Origin of the sequence: Pseudoalteromonas sp. P1-26 (genome assembly GCF_001401795.1) — a bacterium.
Lineage (GTDB): Bacteria > Pseudomonadota > Gammaproteobacteria > Enterobacterales > Alteromonadaceae > Pseudoalteromonas.
Genome location: NZ_LKDX01000005.1, coordinates 13646 through 29753 on the forward strand (window position 1 = coordinate 13646; position 16108 = coordinate 29753).

At 41.2% G+C, this 16108-nt stretch carries 18 protein-coding genes; 8 read left to right on the top strand and 10 right to left on the bottom strand.

Going from position 1 to position 16108, the window contains the following annotated elements; all coding sequences use genetic code 11:
* Positions 1-41: 41 nt before the first annotated feature.
* Together AN394_RS04255 and AN394_RS04260 are read right to left on the bottom strand one after the other, a co-directional pair.
* Complete coding sequence (locus tag AN394_RS04255) at positions 42-461, bottom strand: hypothetical protein (protein ID WP_054563443.1); 420 nt, start codon at positions 459-461, stop codon at positions 42-44.
* Between the two features lie 70 nt (positions 462-531).
* Complete coding sequence (locus AN394_RS04260) at positions 532-906, bottom strand: RNA-binding S4 domain-containing protein (RefSeq protein ID WP_054563502.1); 375 nt, start codon at positions 904-906, stop codon at positions 532-534.
* Positions 907-1141: 235 nt separating this feature from the next.
* Between AN394_RS04260 and AN394_RS04265 the strand changes: the two genes are divergently transcribed.
* Positions 1142-1429: a hypothetical protein gene (locus tag AN394_RS04265; RefSeq protein WP_054563444.1), complete on the top strand. Its 288-nt coding sequence runs from the start codon at positions 1142-1144 to the stop codon at positions 1427-1429.
* 57 nt (positions 1430-1486) lie between these two features.
* Entirely contained in the window at positions 1487-2149 is a 663-nt protein-coding gene (locus AN394_RS04270; RefSeq protein ID WP_054563445.1) for a hypothetical protein, read from the top strand.
* Here the strand turns inward: AN394_RS04270 and AN394_RS04275 are convergent.
* From AN394_RS04275 to glnA, 5 genes are all read right to left on the bottom strand, one after another.
* Entirely contained in the window at positions 2146-2604 is a 459-nt protein-coding gene (locus AN394_RS04275) for a cyclic nucleotide-binding domain-containing protein (protein WP_054563446.1), read from the bottom strand. The genes AN394_RS04270 and AN394_RS04275 overlap by 4 nt on opposite strands.
* A gap of 25 nt (positions 2605-2629) precedes the next feature.
* Complete coding sequence (gene ntrC / locus AN394_RS04280; RefSeq protein WP_054563447.1) at positions 2630-4015, bottom strand: nitrogen regulation protein NR(I); 1386 nt, start codon at positions 4013-4015, stop codon at positions 2630-2632.
* Positions 4016-4033: 18 nt separating this feature from the next.
* Positions 4034-5104: a nitrogen regulation protein NR(II) gene (glnL, locus tag AN394_RS04285; protein WP_054563448.1), complete on the bottom strand. Its 1071-nt coding sequence runs from the start codon at positions 5102-5104 to the stop codon at positions 4034-4036.
* An 80-nt stretch (positions 5105-5184) separates the two neighbouring features.
* A complete protein-coding gene (locus AN394_RS04290) occupies positions 5185-5706 on the bottom strand; it encodes a DUF4124 domain-containing protein (protein WP_235575511.1) in 522 nt (173 codons plus the stop codon).
* A 133-nt stretch (positions 5707-5839) separates the two neighbouring features.
* Positions 5840-7246, bottom strand: a complete 1407-nt coding sequence (gene glnA / locus AN394_RS04295) for a glutamate--ammonia ligase (RefSeq protein ID WP_054563450.1) — start codon at positions 7244-7246, stop codon at positions 5840-5842.
* A gap of 508 nt (positions 7247-7754) precedes the next feature.
* Here glnA and typA point away from each other — a divergent pair.
* From typA to AN394_RS04315, 3 genes are all read left to right on the top strand, one after another.
* Complete coding sequence (gene typA / locus AN394_RS04305) at positions 7755-9578, top strand: translational GTPase TypA (protein WP_054563452.1); 1824 nt, start codon at positions 7755-7757, stop codon at positions 9576-9578.
* A gap of 131 nt (positions 9579-9709) precedes the next feature.
* Positions 9710-10015, top strand: a complete 306-nt coding sequence (locus tag AN394_RS04310) for a hypothetical protein (protein WP_054563453.1) — start codon at positions 9710-9712, stop codon at positions 10013-10015.
* A 285-nt stretch (positions 10016-10300) separates the two neighbouring features.
* Positions 10301-10726 carry a BLUF domain-containing protein gene (locus tag AN394_RS04315; protein ID WP_055020877.1) on the top strand — a complete coding sequence of 142 codons (426 nt, stop codon included), beginning with the start codon at positions 10301-10303 and terminating at the stop codon, positions 10724-10726.
* 15 nt (positions 10727-10741) lie between these two features.
* On the opposite strand, the gene AN394_RS04320 is transcribed toward AN394_RS04315, so the two are convergent.
* Positions 10742-11833: an MBL fold metallo-hydrolase gene (locus AN394_RS04320; protein WP_055020878.1), complete on the bottom strand. Its 1092-nt coding sequence runs from the start codon at positions 11831-11833 to the stop codon at positions 10742-10744.
* 133 nt (positions 11834-11966) lie between these two features.
* The gene (locus AN394_RS04325; RefSeq protein WP_054563456.1) at positions 11967-12623 is read right to left on the bottom strand and encodes a DUF2959 domain-containing protein; all 657 of its coding nucleotides are present in this window, start codon (positions 12621-12623) and stop codon (positions 11967-11969) included.
* An 86-nt stretch (positions 12624-12709) separates the two neighbouring features.
* Between AN394_RS04325 and AN394_RS04330 the strand changes: the two genes are divergently transcribed.
* From AN394_RS04330 to dtd, 3 genes are read left to right on the top strand one after another with little or no spacing between them, the layout of a single operon-like run.
* Positions 12710-13582, top strand: a complete 873-nt coding sequence (locus AN394_RS04330) for a virulence factor BrkB family protein (protein ID WP_054563457.1) — start codon at positions 12710-12712, stop codon at positions 13580-13582.
* Between the two features lie 25 nt (positions 13583-13607).
* The gene (locus tag AN394_RS04335) at positions 13608-14561 is read left to right on the top strand and encodes an alpha/beta fold hydrolase (RefSeq protein ID WP_055020879.1); all 954 of its coding nucleotides are present in this window, start codon (positions 13608-13610) and stop codon (positions 14559-14561) included.
* Positions 14549-14986 (top strand): D-aminoacyl-tRNA deacylase, encoded by a 438-nt coding sequence (dtd, locus tag AN394_RS04340; protein ID WP_054563459.1) that lies wholly within the window; start codon positions 14549-14551, stop codon positions 14984-14986. Before AN394_RS04335 ends, dtd begins: the two co-directional genes overlap by 13 nt.
* Before the next feature lie 216 nt (positions 14987-15202).
* On the opposite strand, the gene AN394_RS04345 is transcribed toward dtd, so the two are convergent.
* A complete protein-coding gene (locus tag AN394_RS04345; protein ID WP_054563460.1) occupies positions 15203-15892 on the bottom strand; it encodes a spermidine synthase in 690 nt (229 codons plus the stop codon).
* Between the last annotated feature and the right edge of the window lie 216 nt (positions 15893-16108).

The following is a 16108-nucleotide window of genomic DNA, read 5'->3' on the forward strand; positions in this document are numbered from 1 at the left end:
AAAGGGTAGTCACTTTAAACTACCCTCAGAAATAAGTGTTTTTAGTTAAGCCAGTTTTGTTGTTTACCTTTATGGCTAATAAACAGTAATAGTAAACCAATAACGATAACACACAATGGCATTGCTAATGCGCTAGTACCAAACATAGCAAGGCTATCTATCACCACAAAATTATAATATTGCTGGACTAATACGGCGATAAACGAGATTAAAAATAACTCGCGCGCAAGGGCTTTTTTTGCCAGTAATAAGATGCTCGCGAAGCTTGCTGCAAACACGGCTATCGCAAAGGCAGCCGTTGACCAGAGCGGTATGTCGCGGTATGCGGCTTGTTGTGCTTCGGGGAGTTGGTTAATCATTTCGGGTGTGATCAACAGTTGCATTACGAACGCAATGACACCTAAAAGATTCCATACAAGGGCTGCCCAAGCAAGTGGCTTGAGCCAAGCTGGAGGATTCATAAATCACCTTTTATTGTTGTTATAATCGCATTCAATTAAAGGTGATTTATGCTAACTAAGCAAGCTCTAGTTAACCAAACGAGATAGGGCGGCGACCGGTTTTTTCGTCTACTTTTGGTTTTTTAGTACGTTTACGCTTCGATTTTTTTGGCGCTTCTTCAGCGCTTTGTGGTTGTGCTTTTTGTACCGGTTCCGGTGGGCGAGGATTTGGTGTTGCATCTTCGCTTAGTGTCAGTTGGAACAACTCACCGTCGAAAGCCAACACGTCACCACTGTATAATTTTTTCCGTTTTATTGTACAAATTTCATAGTTAACCCCAACATAACCTTCACCAATTAAGGCTTTTGCTTGGCCGCCTGTTTCGACTAGGTCGAGCACTTTTAGCAAGTTGCATAACTCTATTGGCTCTTCTTCTAGTTCAATTTCGATGAAATCTTCGTTCATGTTGGTCTCTCTTAATTCAATCGCAGCCATTATAAAGCCTAGCACTCAATTGAACCAAGATTAAATTTTTAAGCTCTTCAAGCGGTTAAAATTTGCAGCAATAAATAATCCGACATTTTTACAAACAGTAAAAAAACTGCAGTATTTGCTGGGTACACTGCGCGCGTTTGGAATTGGTGTACAAATTGCTAAATGCATGTCCGTTTCATTTTTTATTCGTTCAGGAGAAGTTGTAATGGGCGTAAGATCAGCGCTAAGAAAAGAGTTAATGGGTTTGCAAGATTCGTCATTGATTGCTGCAGATGATGTGCGAGCTTTGTTGACGCAAACAATTAAATCTCAGCCTGAAAAATCAGAACAAGGTTTTGCGTTAATTTCGCGCTTTAATGATAACCATAGCCAGTTAAGTTCAGGTGAAACAAACAAAGAAAAGCTGCTTCAGCATCAAACTCACCGTTTATTTAAAGATATTCTATATACCCGTCAAAGTGTTAATAGTTGGCTAAAAAAACATCTTAATTAATTGATTTATTGTTTTTCTCACTTTAGACTACGCTTGTAATCTAAAGTGAGAATGAACATGAAAAGGATAATTTCAGCAGCCATATTTTTAATTTTGGCAGGTTGTCAGCAACCAACAGTTTACGTATACACAGAAAACCTTGAACAGTCGCAGTTGCAATCATTAGAGCAAGCATTAAATAAACAAAGCTTACCCTATGAATATACCCAGCTTCCTGTGCCAAGAGAGTTTACTGATGCAACCTTAATGCTATCGAGCGATAAGATTCTTACTCATGAAGCCGAGCAACTAGCTGAAATTATGCAGGGACTGGGTTATCAAGCCGAAATTAAGTACACCACAGATGCCAATCACTTTTACAATCATGGCAATATTGGCTTTTACTTAAAAGCTAAAAATACCACCACCAGTTTTACTATGCCGGCTCGTGTACTCACCACTGGATGCGTTGAAGACAAGTATAATGATCTTGCAGTTACATTTAATGATAAGCAGGCGCACTTTACCCTTACAAGTGGTAGAAAAGTCTCCCTAGATTGGGATTATTTATATGGCTACCTAGTCATTTATTATAAAAATTATTCGCAAACATACAGTCATTTAACGCCAGAAGTGAGCACTCCTTTTGGTATGAAACCATCAGATACTTACCGTTACACGGCACGTGTTAATAGCCCAAGTTGGTTAAATTGCTCATTACAAATTGTGTATATGGACTAGCTTCGCGACTCAAGGTAATTACTAAGCTTGGTAATACGTTCACTCATGCCCTCGATTATGCGATCTTTAATTTTTTCGCGGATCACATTGGGTAAGCGGGTGAGTGCTTCAGGGGAAATAGCTAATAAAATGGTATCGACTCTAGCGCGTGCACTGGTACTGTGCTCTCGGTTATTGATAAATGCGCCTTCACCGATAAACTCACCGGGCTCAATGGTGCCAAGTTCGAGTAAATGACTTTGTTTGAACACCATCAGTGAGCCGCTTAGCACGATATAAAGCCGTTTATCAGCATCGTATTGTTTAAAAACAGCGCGGCCTTGTTTGACCAAATACAAATGACTGAATGACTCTAATAACACTTGTCGTTCACTGAGAGTAAACTCTCTAAAGAACGACAATCTGTTAATAATTTCCATTTGTTTAATTAGTGGAATGTGCTCGATTAACTTCATTGACTCACATAGGTATAGCGCGAAATTAGCTAATATTGCGCTCTTTTAGCTTGCGGGTCAATGTATTGCGGCCCCAACCAATCTTCACTGCGGCTTCTTGCTTGTGGCCAGCACAGTTGGCAAGGGCGGTTTTAATCAAACGAGTTTCGAGTTGTGCTTGAATGGCTGGCCAAATATTTTCTTTGCCTTGTTTAAGTTCAAGGTTAAGCCATTGTTGAAATGCATCCAGCCAATCACCTTCTTGCTCAGTCGGTGTAACAGCAACAATCTCTGGTGGTAAATCTTGCTCGCTGATCAGCTCACCCGGTGCCATAACCGTTAACCAGCGGCAGGTATTCTCTAATTGGCGCACGTTACCTGGCCAATTGAATAAGCGCAGTTGCTCAGTAGCTTTAGGGCTTAAAATTTTGCTTTCAACCTGCAACTCTTTGGCACTTTTATGTAAAAAGTGTTGTGCTAGTCGTTCAATATCTTCAGTACGCTCACGTAACGCGGGTAAGCGTAAACGCACCACGTTTAAGCGATGGAATAAGTCGTCACGAAACTTACCTTGTTTTACCAAGTCTTCGAGGTTTTGGTGCGTTGCAGCGATAATACGTACATCAACTTTAATACTTTGATGACCACCAACACGGTAAAACTCACCATCGGCTAACACGCGTAATAAACGTGTTTGTACATCGAGAGGCATATCACCTATTTCATCTAAAAATAAGGTGCCGCCATTCGCTTGTTCAAAACGGCCTTTACGAATACTGTCGGCTCCAGTGAACGCGCCTTTTTCGTGACCGAATAACTCTGACTCGACCAATTCTTTTGGAATGGCAGCCATATTCAAAGCTATAAATTGGTTTTCTTTACGAGGGCTGTGGTTATGCAGGGCACTTGCAACTAGCTCTTTACCTGTCCCTGACTCACCATTAATCAGAACGCTCATACTTGATGCTGATAATTTACCAATTGCCCTAAACACCTCTTGCATAGCAGGCGCTTCGCCTATGATATGCGCATTGGTTTGTGGGGCTTGCTTACGTTTAGTTTTTTTCGTTGAATTAGCACGGCATGCGCTTTCGACCAGCGCGACAGCTTCATCTAAATCGAACGGTTTAGCGAGATACTCAAATGCCCCTTTTTGGAAGGCATTAACCGCTGAGTCTAAGTCTGAGTGAGCGGTCATGATGATCACTGGCAGGCCAGGGTTTTGATCGGCGATAGTCTCAAGTAACGCCATGCCGTCCATACCCGGCATTCGTACATCAGATACTAATACCGTTGGCTGGCTAAACTTTAATGCATTAAGCACATCTTGTGCGTTCGCATAGCTTTCAGTTTCAAATCCTGCACGTGCCAACGCTTTCTCTAGTACAAAGCGAATTGAGGCATCATCATCAACTAACCAGACTGTTTTCATGACTACTCCAAAAAACCATTAATCCGTAAAAGGCAAATAGATATTAAATTCTGTATGGCCTGGCCAACTGTCACAATCAATGTGGCCGTCATGTTGGTCAACCAAGGTTTGCGCTATCGATAAACCAAGCCCTGATCCATTTTCTTTGTTGGTGATCATTGGGTAGAACAAGGTTTCACGTAAGCTCTTGTCTATACCTGGGCCGTTATCCGAAATTTGGATCAGCAAGGTTTTTTTCGGCGCCTTACCTGGGCGCCTGTGTTGATGATTGATGCGGGTTTTTATTCTTATCTCGCCACCATCAACCAGTGCCTGTTGTGCATTACGAATAATGTTCAGTACCACTTGTTGAATTTTACTTTGGTCAATGTATACACTCGGTATACTTGGATCATAGTCTTTCACTAAAGTGATATTGGCATTGTTATCTAACATGCTCAGTTTAATCACTGACTCTAACGCTTGGTGAATGTTGCCATAGGATTTATGTGGCAATTGATTCGGACCAAGTAAGCGGTCCACAAGCTCGCGTAAACGGTCTGCTTGTTCAATGATTAATTCGGCACATTGATCACGTTCTTGCTGATCAACCTCATATTGCAATAATTGCGCCGCTCCGCGAATTCCACCTAAAGGATTTTTAATTTCGTGTGCCAAACCGCGAATTAGATTTCGTGCTGCTTGATACTGATGCATTTGGTTCGAAGCTTGATCGTGGCGAATTTCATCATCCATTTGGCGGCATTCAAACAAAATATAATTTTCATCATTGCTGCTTATTCGTCGCGTGCTAATGGTCAGCTTGGCATGGCGAGAATCGACGAACACCACGTCAGCTCTATGCTGGTGGCAATCAACACCATCGAACAACGAATACTGAGCAATGCGTTTTAAGTCTATTGAGTGGTAATTGAATAGGTTATCGAACGGTTGGTTGATAATGCGCTTGGGTCCTAAACCTAAAAGCTCACTGGCGCTATCGTTTGCATAAACCAGTTTAAAATCTCGGTCGAGTAAAATGACAGCAGTACTTAAATTTTTCCAAATACTGTCGAGCAGTTCAGAGTTAAAATGTGTTTCACTGAGCATGGTTGCACCATTTTAGTGCGTTTCAATTTAGTGCAGCTTAGCATACTCTTTTTACTTTGCGAGAAGTCATGCCAAAAACCTTAGTTTCCGCCATAAATTGAGGTTCTGTGCATGAAAAAGGTGCTGACTGGGCTAACCGAAACGAGTTTATTATTAGCATCATAAAGTTTAGCTTGTAATGTGTGTTCTCCACGCTCGACCTCTCTTAGTGCAAAGGTCGTGCTATTACTTGGTGCACCATGAGGATTGCCATCAAATAAAAGTTGTACTTTAAATCCGTTTTCAAAGCGTGGGTTAATTCGGGCGGTGACATACACTGAACCGGTATTTTCTCGCACGGTCGCTTCATTAGCAGGAGAAGCAATACTGACTTTAAATTTGACTGGTGTCGCACTTGGTGCGCTATCAAGTATGCTGGTGTCGGTAGCTGGCATGGTCAGGTTTTGGGTATTCATCTTTACTTCGGTAGCGCCAGGGCGCGGTGTATCAGAAAATACTAAAACGCCGTTTTTATCTTTCCAAGAATACACTTTCTGCGCTGCGCTATAGCCAAAAAAGCTTATAAAAATCAGCGGTAGTACCAATAAAGTTGTGCTTTTCACCCTGCAACCCTGCATTTTTTAATCTAAATAAAACTGTAGAGTAGAACCCGCTCAATTACCATTAAAAAAGCCCGCAGAGCGGGCTTGAGAACACACATTTATTATCTTTTAGATAATTCTGCTACAGCGTGTGTTACACGCTGTAGTACATTTCGAACTCAACTGGGTGAGTTGTCATGTTAAGTTTTTCAACTTCTTGACCTTTAAGCGCGATATATGCATCGATTAGGTCATCAGTGAATACGCCACCTTGAGTTAAGAACTCACGGTCAGCGTCTAATGATGCTAGTGCTTCAGATAAAGAAGATGCAACTTGTGGGATCTCAGCTGCTTCTTCAGCAGGTAGATCGTATAAGTCTTTGTCCATTGCATCGCCAGGGTGGATCTTGTTTTTGATACCGTCTAGGCCAGCCATAAGCATTGCAGAGAATGCTAAGTATGGGTTAGCTGTTGGATCAGGGAAACGAATTTCGATACGACGTGCTTTTGCAGACGGTACCACTGGGATACGGATTGAAGCAGAACGGTTACGTGCAGAATATGCAAGCATTACTGGTGCTTCGAAGCCTGGTACTAGGCGCTTGTATGAGTTAGTTGATGCGTTAGCAAATGCGTTGATTGCTTTAGCGTGCTTGATGATACCACCGATGTAGTAAAGAGCTTCTTCAGATAGACCAGCGTATTTGTCACCAGCGAAGATGTTTACGCCATCTTTACCTAGAGATTGGTGGCAGTGCATACCAGAACCGTTATCACCTACGATTGGTTTAGGCATGAATGTCGCTGTTTTTCCGTAAAGGTGAGCCATGTTATGGATAACATATTTCATCTCTTGAATTTCGTCAGCTTTTAATACCATTGTATTGAAGCGCGTTGCGATCTCATTTTGACCTGCAGTTGCTACTTCGTGGTGGTGAGCTTCAACTACTTGACCTAGTTCTTCAAGAACTAAACAAGTTGCTGAACGCCAGTCTTGTGATGAATCAACAGGAGAACACGGGAAGTAACCGCCTTTAACACCTGGACGGTGACCCATGTTGCCACCTTCGTAATCTTTATCTGAGTTCCAAGCAGCTTCTACAGAATCGATTTTGTACATAGAACCAGACATGTCTGATTTGTATTTAACGTCATCAAAAAGGAAGAACTCTGGCTCTGGACCGAATAAAACAGTGTCAGCAATACCAGTAGAACGCATGTACTCTTCAGCGCGTTTTGCAACAGAACGTGGATCACGCTCATAACCTTGAAGTGTTGAAGGCTCAACTACGTCACAACGTACGATTAGTGTAGCTTCTTCAGAAAACGGGTCCATTTTCGCAGACTCAGGAACAGGCATAAGTACCATGTCTGATTCGTTGATACCTTTCCAGCCAGCAATTGAAGAACCGTCAAACATTTTGCCGTCTTCGAAGAAATCTTCATCAATTTGATGATGAGGAATAGAAACATGCTGTTCTTTACCTTTGGTATCAGTAAAGCGTAAATCAATGAACTTAACGTCATTTTCTTTGATAAAATCTAAAACCGATTGTGACATGTGTCCTCCAATTGTTGGGTTTTATTTTTTGCTGCATTATTGCTTTTCGCTTATATAAGCTGGTTTCGTGCCATGTTTTTAACACCTTGTTTAGACTTACAAAAAACAAACAAGGCTTTGTTTTGTTAACTTTTGTTGCACTAAATTGGTGCGTAAAAAGATCATTCTGGTGCGTAAAAAGTGCGACCTTGTTTTGCACAATTATTGAGCGTGCCAATTTTTCTGTTATGAACACGATTTAGTGCCAAAATATGGTTCAAAAACGAAAATTTCGCCAGTTTTGAGCTCAGATTCACTTTAATTTTCATAAATTTGTCATTTATAAAACAGATACTTATAAAAAGCTTGAAGAAAGTTTATAAATTTATATTGGATAAACTTTCATCCATGCCATTATTAAGGGATAATATGCGCCCTTTTAAATCCTATGCTGGGACATCTGGTGAAAACGCAGGTGAGTGCGTAGATCTTGCAGGATCAATGAGATTCAATTTCTCTGAGAAAAAATATGAGCATCGAAAAGTTAAGAAATATAGCGATTATCGCCCACGTTGACCACGGTAAAACAACTTTGGTTGATAAACTGCTTGAGCAATCAGGCACATTAGAAACGCGCGGCGGTAACGAAGAGCGCGTAATGGACTCAAACGACATTGAGAAAGAGCGTGGTATTACCATTTTAGCTAAAAACACAGCTATCTCTTGGAACGACTACCATATCAATATCGTAGACACCCCAGGACACGCCGACTTCGGTGGTGAAGTAGAACGCGTACTTTCGATGGCTGACTCAGTATTACTACTTGTTGATGCTCAAGAAGGTCCAATGCCGCAAACGCGTTTCGTAACGCAAAAAGCATTCGCACAAGGTTTAACACCGATTGTTGTTATCAACAAAATCGACAAACCAGGCGCACGTCCTGACTGGGTTATGGACCAAGTTTTCGACTTATTCGATAACTTAGGTGCAACTGATGAACAGTTAGACTTTAAAGTAATCTATGCATCAGCTATCAACGGCTGGGCAACAATGGATTTAGACGAGCCATCAGAAAACATGGAACCAATGTTCCAGATGATCGTTGACGAAGTATCTCCACCGGATGCAGATCCTGAAGGTGCTTTCCAAATGCAAATTTCTCAGCTTGACTACAACTCGTACATCGGTGTTATCGGTGTAGGTCGTATCAAGCGTGGTACTGTTCGCCCTAACCAACAAGTAACAATTGTTAGTGCAGATGGTACTAAGCGTAATGGTAAAGTTGGCCAAGTAATGAGCTACTTAGGTCTTGAGCGTCATGAAGCAGAGTCTGCAGGCGCGGGTGACATCATTGCTATCACAGGTCTTGGTGAGCTGAAAATCTCAGACACTATCTGTGATGTAAATACCGTTGAAGCATTACCACCGCTAAGTGTTGATGAGCCTACAGTAACAATGACGTTCTCTGTAAATACATCACCATTTGCTGGTAAAGAAGGTAAATTCGTAACTTCACGTAACATCCTTGAGCGTTTACAAGCTGAGCTTGTTCACAACGTTGCATTACGTGTTGAAGAAACTGACAACCCAGATAGCTTCCGTGTTTCTGGTCGTGGTGAGTTACACTTAGGTATCTTAATCGAGAACATGCGTCGTGAAGGTTACGAGCTTGCTGTATCTCGTCCACAAGTAATCCTTCGTGAAGTTGATGGTCAAAAAGAAGAGCCATACGAAACACTTACAATCGACTGTCAAGAAGAGCACCAAGGTTCTATCATGGAACAAATTGGTCTTCGTAAGGGTGAACTAACAGACATGTCTCCAGATGGTAAAGGCCGTGTACGTATGGACTTTATGATCCCAAGCCGTGGCTTAATTGGTTTCCAAACTGAGTTCATGACATTAACGTCTGGTTCTGGTCTTCTTTACCACACATTCGATCACTATGGTCCACACAAAGGCGGTACTATCGGTGCTCGTAAGAATGGTGTAATGATTGCAAACGCAACAGGTAAAGCACTTACTAACGCATTATTCAACTTACAAGACCGTGGTAAGTTATTCATCGGTCACGGTGTTGAAGTTTACGAAGGTATGGTTATCGGTATCCACAGCCGTGACAACGACCTAACAGTAAACGCGCTTAAAGGTAAGCAACTTACAAACGTTCGTGCATCTGGTACAGATGAAGCACAAACACTTGTTCCACCACTAAACTACACGCTTGAACAAGCGATTGAGTTCATCGATGATGACGAGTTAGTGGAAGTGACACCTGAAAACATCCGTATCCGTAAGCGTCACTTAACTGAAAGTGAGCGTAAGCGTGCGAGCCGTCAAGCTAAAGACTAATAAGGTCTTTTAGTTTTACAAAATTAAAACCGCCGTATTGAAAAATACGGCGGTTTTTTGTTGTATGATTAGCTCTCAGCTCTCAGCTCTCAGCTCTCAGCTCTCAGCTGTCAGATCGAATGGAAGATTAAATGTTTTTTGGGTATGAGTTTTATTACTGGCTCGGATGGTTAGCGATAACAGTTCTTGCTGCAAAGAAATATGGCTATCTAGGCTTGTTCATTGCGCATTGCATCATTTTTGTGAGTGTATTTGCTAGTGACTTACGCTATGTGTCGCAACTAATATCCCAACCTGAGTGGGATGGTAATCCTGACCTTGATATTATTTTTCTTGTTGGCGTAATATTTCGTACTATAGTGATTAATGTTTTATTGCTACCGACAGGAATTTTAGGAAAATATTTCCATAACAAAGTTAATACCACTGGAATTTAGCCTAAGCTAATTTTCTAGGAGTAAATTGTTCCAACATTGCTATCAGAATTGTAGCTTTACTTATTTTGTTTGTATTTCTAACCTAGTTAATTAGTTTATTGAGCAACTCGCAACTCGCAACTCGCAACTCGCAACTCGCAACTCGCAACTCGCAACTAGCAACTAGCAACTAGCAACTAGCAACTAGCAACTAGCAACTAGCAACTAGCAACTAGCAACTAGCAACTTTTTACTAACTCCCCCATCTGTACTATCTTTTCTAAATCCAACTTGCAGGAGAGTAAGATGTATTTAGTTAGACTGATTTACACAAGTGAAATTAGCGATGGGTTTGGGCCCAATGACATCGAAGATATTCTCGATAAAGCTAAGCAGAATAATGCAGAAAGTAATGTAACTGGGCTACTGTGTTTTAATAGCACCCACTTTATGCAATGCCTTGAGGGGTCACGAAAAGCGGTGAATGAAACTTATCATCGTATTCTTAATGACAAACGTCATTGCAATATCATCATGCTGAATTACTGTGAAATAGTAGAGCGTGAATTTGAGAATTGGTCGATGGGATACATACCTAATTCAAAAATGACAACTCCATTAAACTTAAAGTACTCAGGTACCAGCGAATTTAATCCATTAGCCATGTCGGCAGGAAGCGCCCATAAACTTATGCTGGCTTTACGGGACTCATTGCTCAAACATACTATGTAGTGCTTGTAAGTGTCACTACAGTGACACTTGCTCACCTTCATTCAATATGTAAAGAGGGACTTGGCTGTTCATCTGTTTTTGCATATGCAGTAATCTTAATAATGCAGAGTGGCTTGAATGGTCACCCATTTGCCAGCTTGAGTTGCCATAACCCCATGGGATCATCACTTTACAGTTTAGCTCCTCTGCGGCGTTTAAGCTGTCTTCTGGCGTTGTATGAACATAGCGATACCACTTACCGTTTTCTTCATGGTAATAAGAAGCGATAGGCATTAAACATACATCAATCTCGCCGTATTTTTGATTAATATCTTGGAAGTGTTTTGAGTAACCGGTATCACCAGCAAAAAACAAGGTTCTACCATTTTGCTCAAGTAACCAACCATTCCATAAATCTTTATTGTGGTCGTCGTAAATGAAAGGCACCATTATACGACTGCTAAAGTGATGAGCTGGCAGCGCATGAATCGTTAAATCATTAATTTGTGTACTTGCATACCACGCCATTTCTGAAATATTAAAGCCACCCGTCGGGAAGTTATCTGCAAAGCCTAATGGCACTAAGTAGCGGGGGGTATTGCCAATCTCTTCTATATCCGCCTTGTTAAAATGGTCATAGTGAATGTGTGAGTACATTACTGCATCTAAGTCATTAAGTTCAGCATGTGATGGCCAAAAACCAGGTTTGCGATAAATGCCGCCAGCAAGCTTAAAGGCAAAGTCTACGGGCGAATCAAACTGATCTTTAACTGGGTCAAACAACAGCTTCTCACCATTTGGTGATTGAATATAAAACCCAGCATGACCTAACCAGCGCACCGTAAAACCTGAATTGATTGCAGGCACATGTTGTTCTGCGTGAAACTCGCATTGTGAGTTACTGTCGTCGCACACAAGGAGTTCTGATGCTTCATAGCAATTGTCAGTGCAGGTTGTTGGGTATTCTTTATCACCCGGATAAAGGTTGTGGTAGCGGCCTTCGTACTCTCCCTCAGTTTTTAACGGAGTAATGGTGCCTTCACCGGCAATAATATCAACAGTGTTTGAATTACTGCATGCACTTAAAAGTGCTGCTGCAATAAGAATTGAGAGTGTTTTTAAATGCATACCATGCTTACTTTTTATTCTTTGCAGTGAGTTTAGCAAAATAAAATTTAAGATAAATCATTAAAAAGTAACAAGAGGTTACATAAAAAAAGCCTACGTTTAAGTAGGCTTTTTTATTAATAGCTTGAGCTGATTAGCCCGCTTTGTTCATTTGCTCAATGAACTTATTAGAGTCTTCAATTGATTTGTTCATGTCGTCCATTAACACTTTTATATCGCGTTTTAGGCTTGTGAACTCACCTTTGATTGCAGTTACAGCTTGTGCGTTTAGATTATGTTTTAAGTACAAAACATTATCATGAAGTGATGATAATACCGGCTCCATTTTGCTTTCTGCGCTACGCATTGAGCGAAGTAGTTGATCAAATTGGCGCTTAGTTGCATTGAGCTTTTTGCTGCTTTCACGTTTAAGAGAGGCGCTTTTGTATTGCTCTAGTTCATCGGCCCATTCATCAAATAGCGCTTCAGCTACATCTTCTACTTTATTGATATTGCTTGTTACGTCGTTTGCTGCCGCGAGGCTCGACTCGTAATCATCATTCAGTTGATTGTAGGCATCTTGTAGCTCACCACCATCAAAGTTGATCAGCGTGGTTAATCTGTCTAATGCTGATTGAAACTCTTCTTGTGACTCTTGCTGTGCTTCTTTTGTTTCTTCTACGCGGTCTACTAAAATGTCGCGCTTATGCACACCTACAGATTCCATGGCTGAGTAGTAAGCTGACTGACAGCCTGATAATGCCATTGTTACTGCAAATAGTGGTGCACTTAAAAGTGTCAGTTTTTTCATTGAGAATCCTTTTTAGGTACCTGTCATTTCAAATTATGTGGTGGATTGCTATGATTATCAAAACATTTTAGCAGAAATTAGATTCTATGGATGAGAAGCTCAGTCGATATAAGTTGCAATTAAGCACTTTTTTAAAGCAACAACCTACTTGGTGGATGCAGTATCTTAATCGTTGTATTGACGATCAAATCACTGTTAATGCTGGGTACTTGGCTTATGTGACCTTATTATCAATCGTGCCTTTAGTAGCGGTTGGTGTGGCTATTTTTTCTGCTTTTCCAGGATTCGAAAGCACGTTAGTGACCATAGAAAACTTCTTGTTTACTAACCTTGTGCCGACCTCCACAGATGTAATTAAAGAGCACATCAGCGCTTTTGCCGGTAATGCGAATAAAATGACTGCCGTTGGTGTGGGTTTTTTAGCGGCGGTATCTTTGTTACTTATTCGCAATGTCGATGCTACATTAAATCGAATTTGGCGTATTAAGAAAAAGCGTCCAATGATGATTTCGTTTGCCGTTTATTGGATGGTGCTTAGTTTAGGCCCTGTGTTATTAGGGGCTAGTATTGGTGTTACTTCATACATCGTGTCGTTAGTGTCGTTTGCCGATCAAGGTATCCCCGGCTTTAGCGGCTTTTTATTGAAATTATTACCTTACATAATTTCAATGATTGGCTTCATTATGCTCTATACTTTAGTTCCTAACACACGAGTTCCATTTAGAGCGGCAATTCCGGGCGCTTTGTTTGCAGCTATGTTGTTTGAGCTGACAAAAAAAGGCTTTGCTTTGTACATCAGCCACTTCCCATCATACGAAGTTATTTATGGGGCGTTGGCGACAATCCCTATTTTATTTGTATGGGTGTATTTGTCGTGGATTGTCGTATTACTCGGTGCAGAATTTACTGTATGTATCAGCCCTGAGAATATCGAGGACACGCCTGATATAGAGGTTTAAATTCACTGCACCTAAGGAGAGCGAGGTGCAGTTACATCCACAATATGTTGCCAACCGTGATTATCACTTAAGTGTTGGCGATGGTCATCAAATCCATGTGCAAGAATATGGTGCGTCTACAGGGATTGCTGTGGTGTTATGCCATGGCGGGCCTGGTGCGGGTCTATGCCCTGAAAATTGCCGCTTTTTCGACTTAGAACGTTTTCGAGTGATCATGTTCAGTCAGCGCGGTTGCGGTCACTCAACACCCCATGATAGTTCAACCAATACCACCTCAGAATTAGTTGCCGATCTCGAGTATTTACGCCAGCAACTGGGTATTGAAAAGTGGCTGGTGTGTGGTGAGTCATGGGGGGCCACTTTGGCACTTGTCTATGCTATTCATCACCAAGAGCATGTTGCAGGGCTTATTTTACGGGCTAGCTTTTTAGCTTGTAACAGTGACTTCGAGTGGCTTTACACAACAAAAGGAGCCGGCGCGCATTTTTACCCTGAGTGCTTTAATGAATTTGCACATGATTACACTGATTGGCATGCCTTACTCGATTTTTATCAGCAACAGCTAAACAATGATGATCAAATTAAAGCCAGTAAATTTGCCAAGTTATGGTGTCATTGGGAGCAGGTGCTATGTCATGGTGAGCCTTTGACAAACTGGAGTTTACAGGAGCCCCATGTCGGGTTAAATCAAGCAAAGTTAATGGTGCATTATTTTCGTCATCATTGTTTCATTGAAGAAGGCTTTATCGCAGAAAATGCGCATCTACTGACTCATTTACCGGTTTGGTTTATTCATGGCCGCGCCGATTTGATCTGTCGATATAGTGCCGTACAACAGCTTGCTGAACAGTTAAATGCACAATTGTTGATTTTAGATGGCATTGGGCACAGCAGCGATAATCAGGTATATTTGTCGGCAATGCGACGTGCCGCAGATTTAATGTATATCAAGTTATCGAGGGATCAATGCAAGGCTTAATTCAAAGAGTAAAACAGGCAAAAGTAGAAGTGGCAGGCGAAGTTGTTGGTGAAATTTCACAAGGTATTTTGCTGCTATTAGGTGTTGAAAAACAGGACACCGAGCAAAGCGCCCAGAAGCTTTTACACAAAGTCAGCAATTACCGCATTTTTACCGATGAACAAGGAAAGATGAATTTAAGTTTGAATGACATCAAAGGTGAGCTTTTAGTGGTTTCGCAGTTTACGTTAGCAGCTGACACCAAAAAGGGCATGCGCCCGAGCTTTTCAAGTGCTGGCACGCCAGAGCAAGCCAATACGCTCTATGAGTATTTTATTGCTGAAGCTAAAAAAACGGGCTTAACAGTGGCTACAGGGCAGTTTGGTGCTGATATGCAAGTAAGCCTATGTAACGATGGTCCCGTTACTTTTAATTTATCTGTGTAATACCAACCCGCAATAATACTTAATCATTTTGAGGGATTAAACCTGTCGCTAACTGCGTTAAAAATCTCTCATTTACGACTGCATGGATGCAGGAGGTAGAGCAATGCAGGAGCAATTGCCGAGAACAACTAAATAACGAAATTCTTGCCTTGTTATCAACGAGGTTTTATTGCCTCAAAATAGACTACTTAAGTAAGCGGATTGGTATAAGCATTTTTATTTTTTGATCATCACGATATGATTCACGTAGTCGGGGATTTTTACAATGCTTGGGCGCTTGCCAAACTCGGTGATTAGCAGGTGCTCAAGTTGTTTTAGTTGCGATGGGTGATTAGATAAAAAATTAATGAACAACAAGCCATCTTTTGCCATCGCTGCTCTTAGTTTGGTGTAAAACTGGTGCTTGTATAAAAATAATGGCGCATCTACCTCACTGAATAAATCTAGGATAATCCAATTATATTCGTTGTTTTGCTCTAATACTTGCTGCGCATCAAAACAGTGCAAGTTATTGGCATGGTCGCCACCAAAGTAGCGTTTATAGCAGTGAATTATGTCGGGGTTTTTATCAACCGATGTCAGTTGGCTGTCAGGGTAGGTGTGCTGTAAGTAATTACGAATAGCACCACCGCCTAGCCCTAGTTCTAAAATCTTTTTAGGTTCCTCTAAGTCTTGCCAAAGTTTTGCAAGGTATTGTAAATGCGGGAAAAGTAATCTGGCAGGTCGGCGTTTTTCAATGACCGATTGCAGGGTTTCGTTGATCAATAACCAGCGTAATTGGTTAAGTTGCCTAACTTGAATACTGTAATTGCCTTGTTTATGCCAATAGATGAGTTGCCCTAATCGGTGGCAGTCCTCAATAAAACTATGTTTTACTGCGCCACTGGGTTCAAGAAAATGTTCCATATTTCGGGCCTTTAGCAATTTGTTTATTAAAATAAGACAATTATTTCAGCATAGACCAGCAGGCTTAAAGTGCAATTGTGCATTAGTTTTTACAGCCAAGAATAATAATTTAGGCTGGGTCACCAAAGTATTATTCCAACTTGTTAGAAGATCGCGTATCGTAATTCGCATTCCAAAGGCCACGACAGAAAAACAACAGACAGTGGCTGAATTATC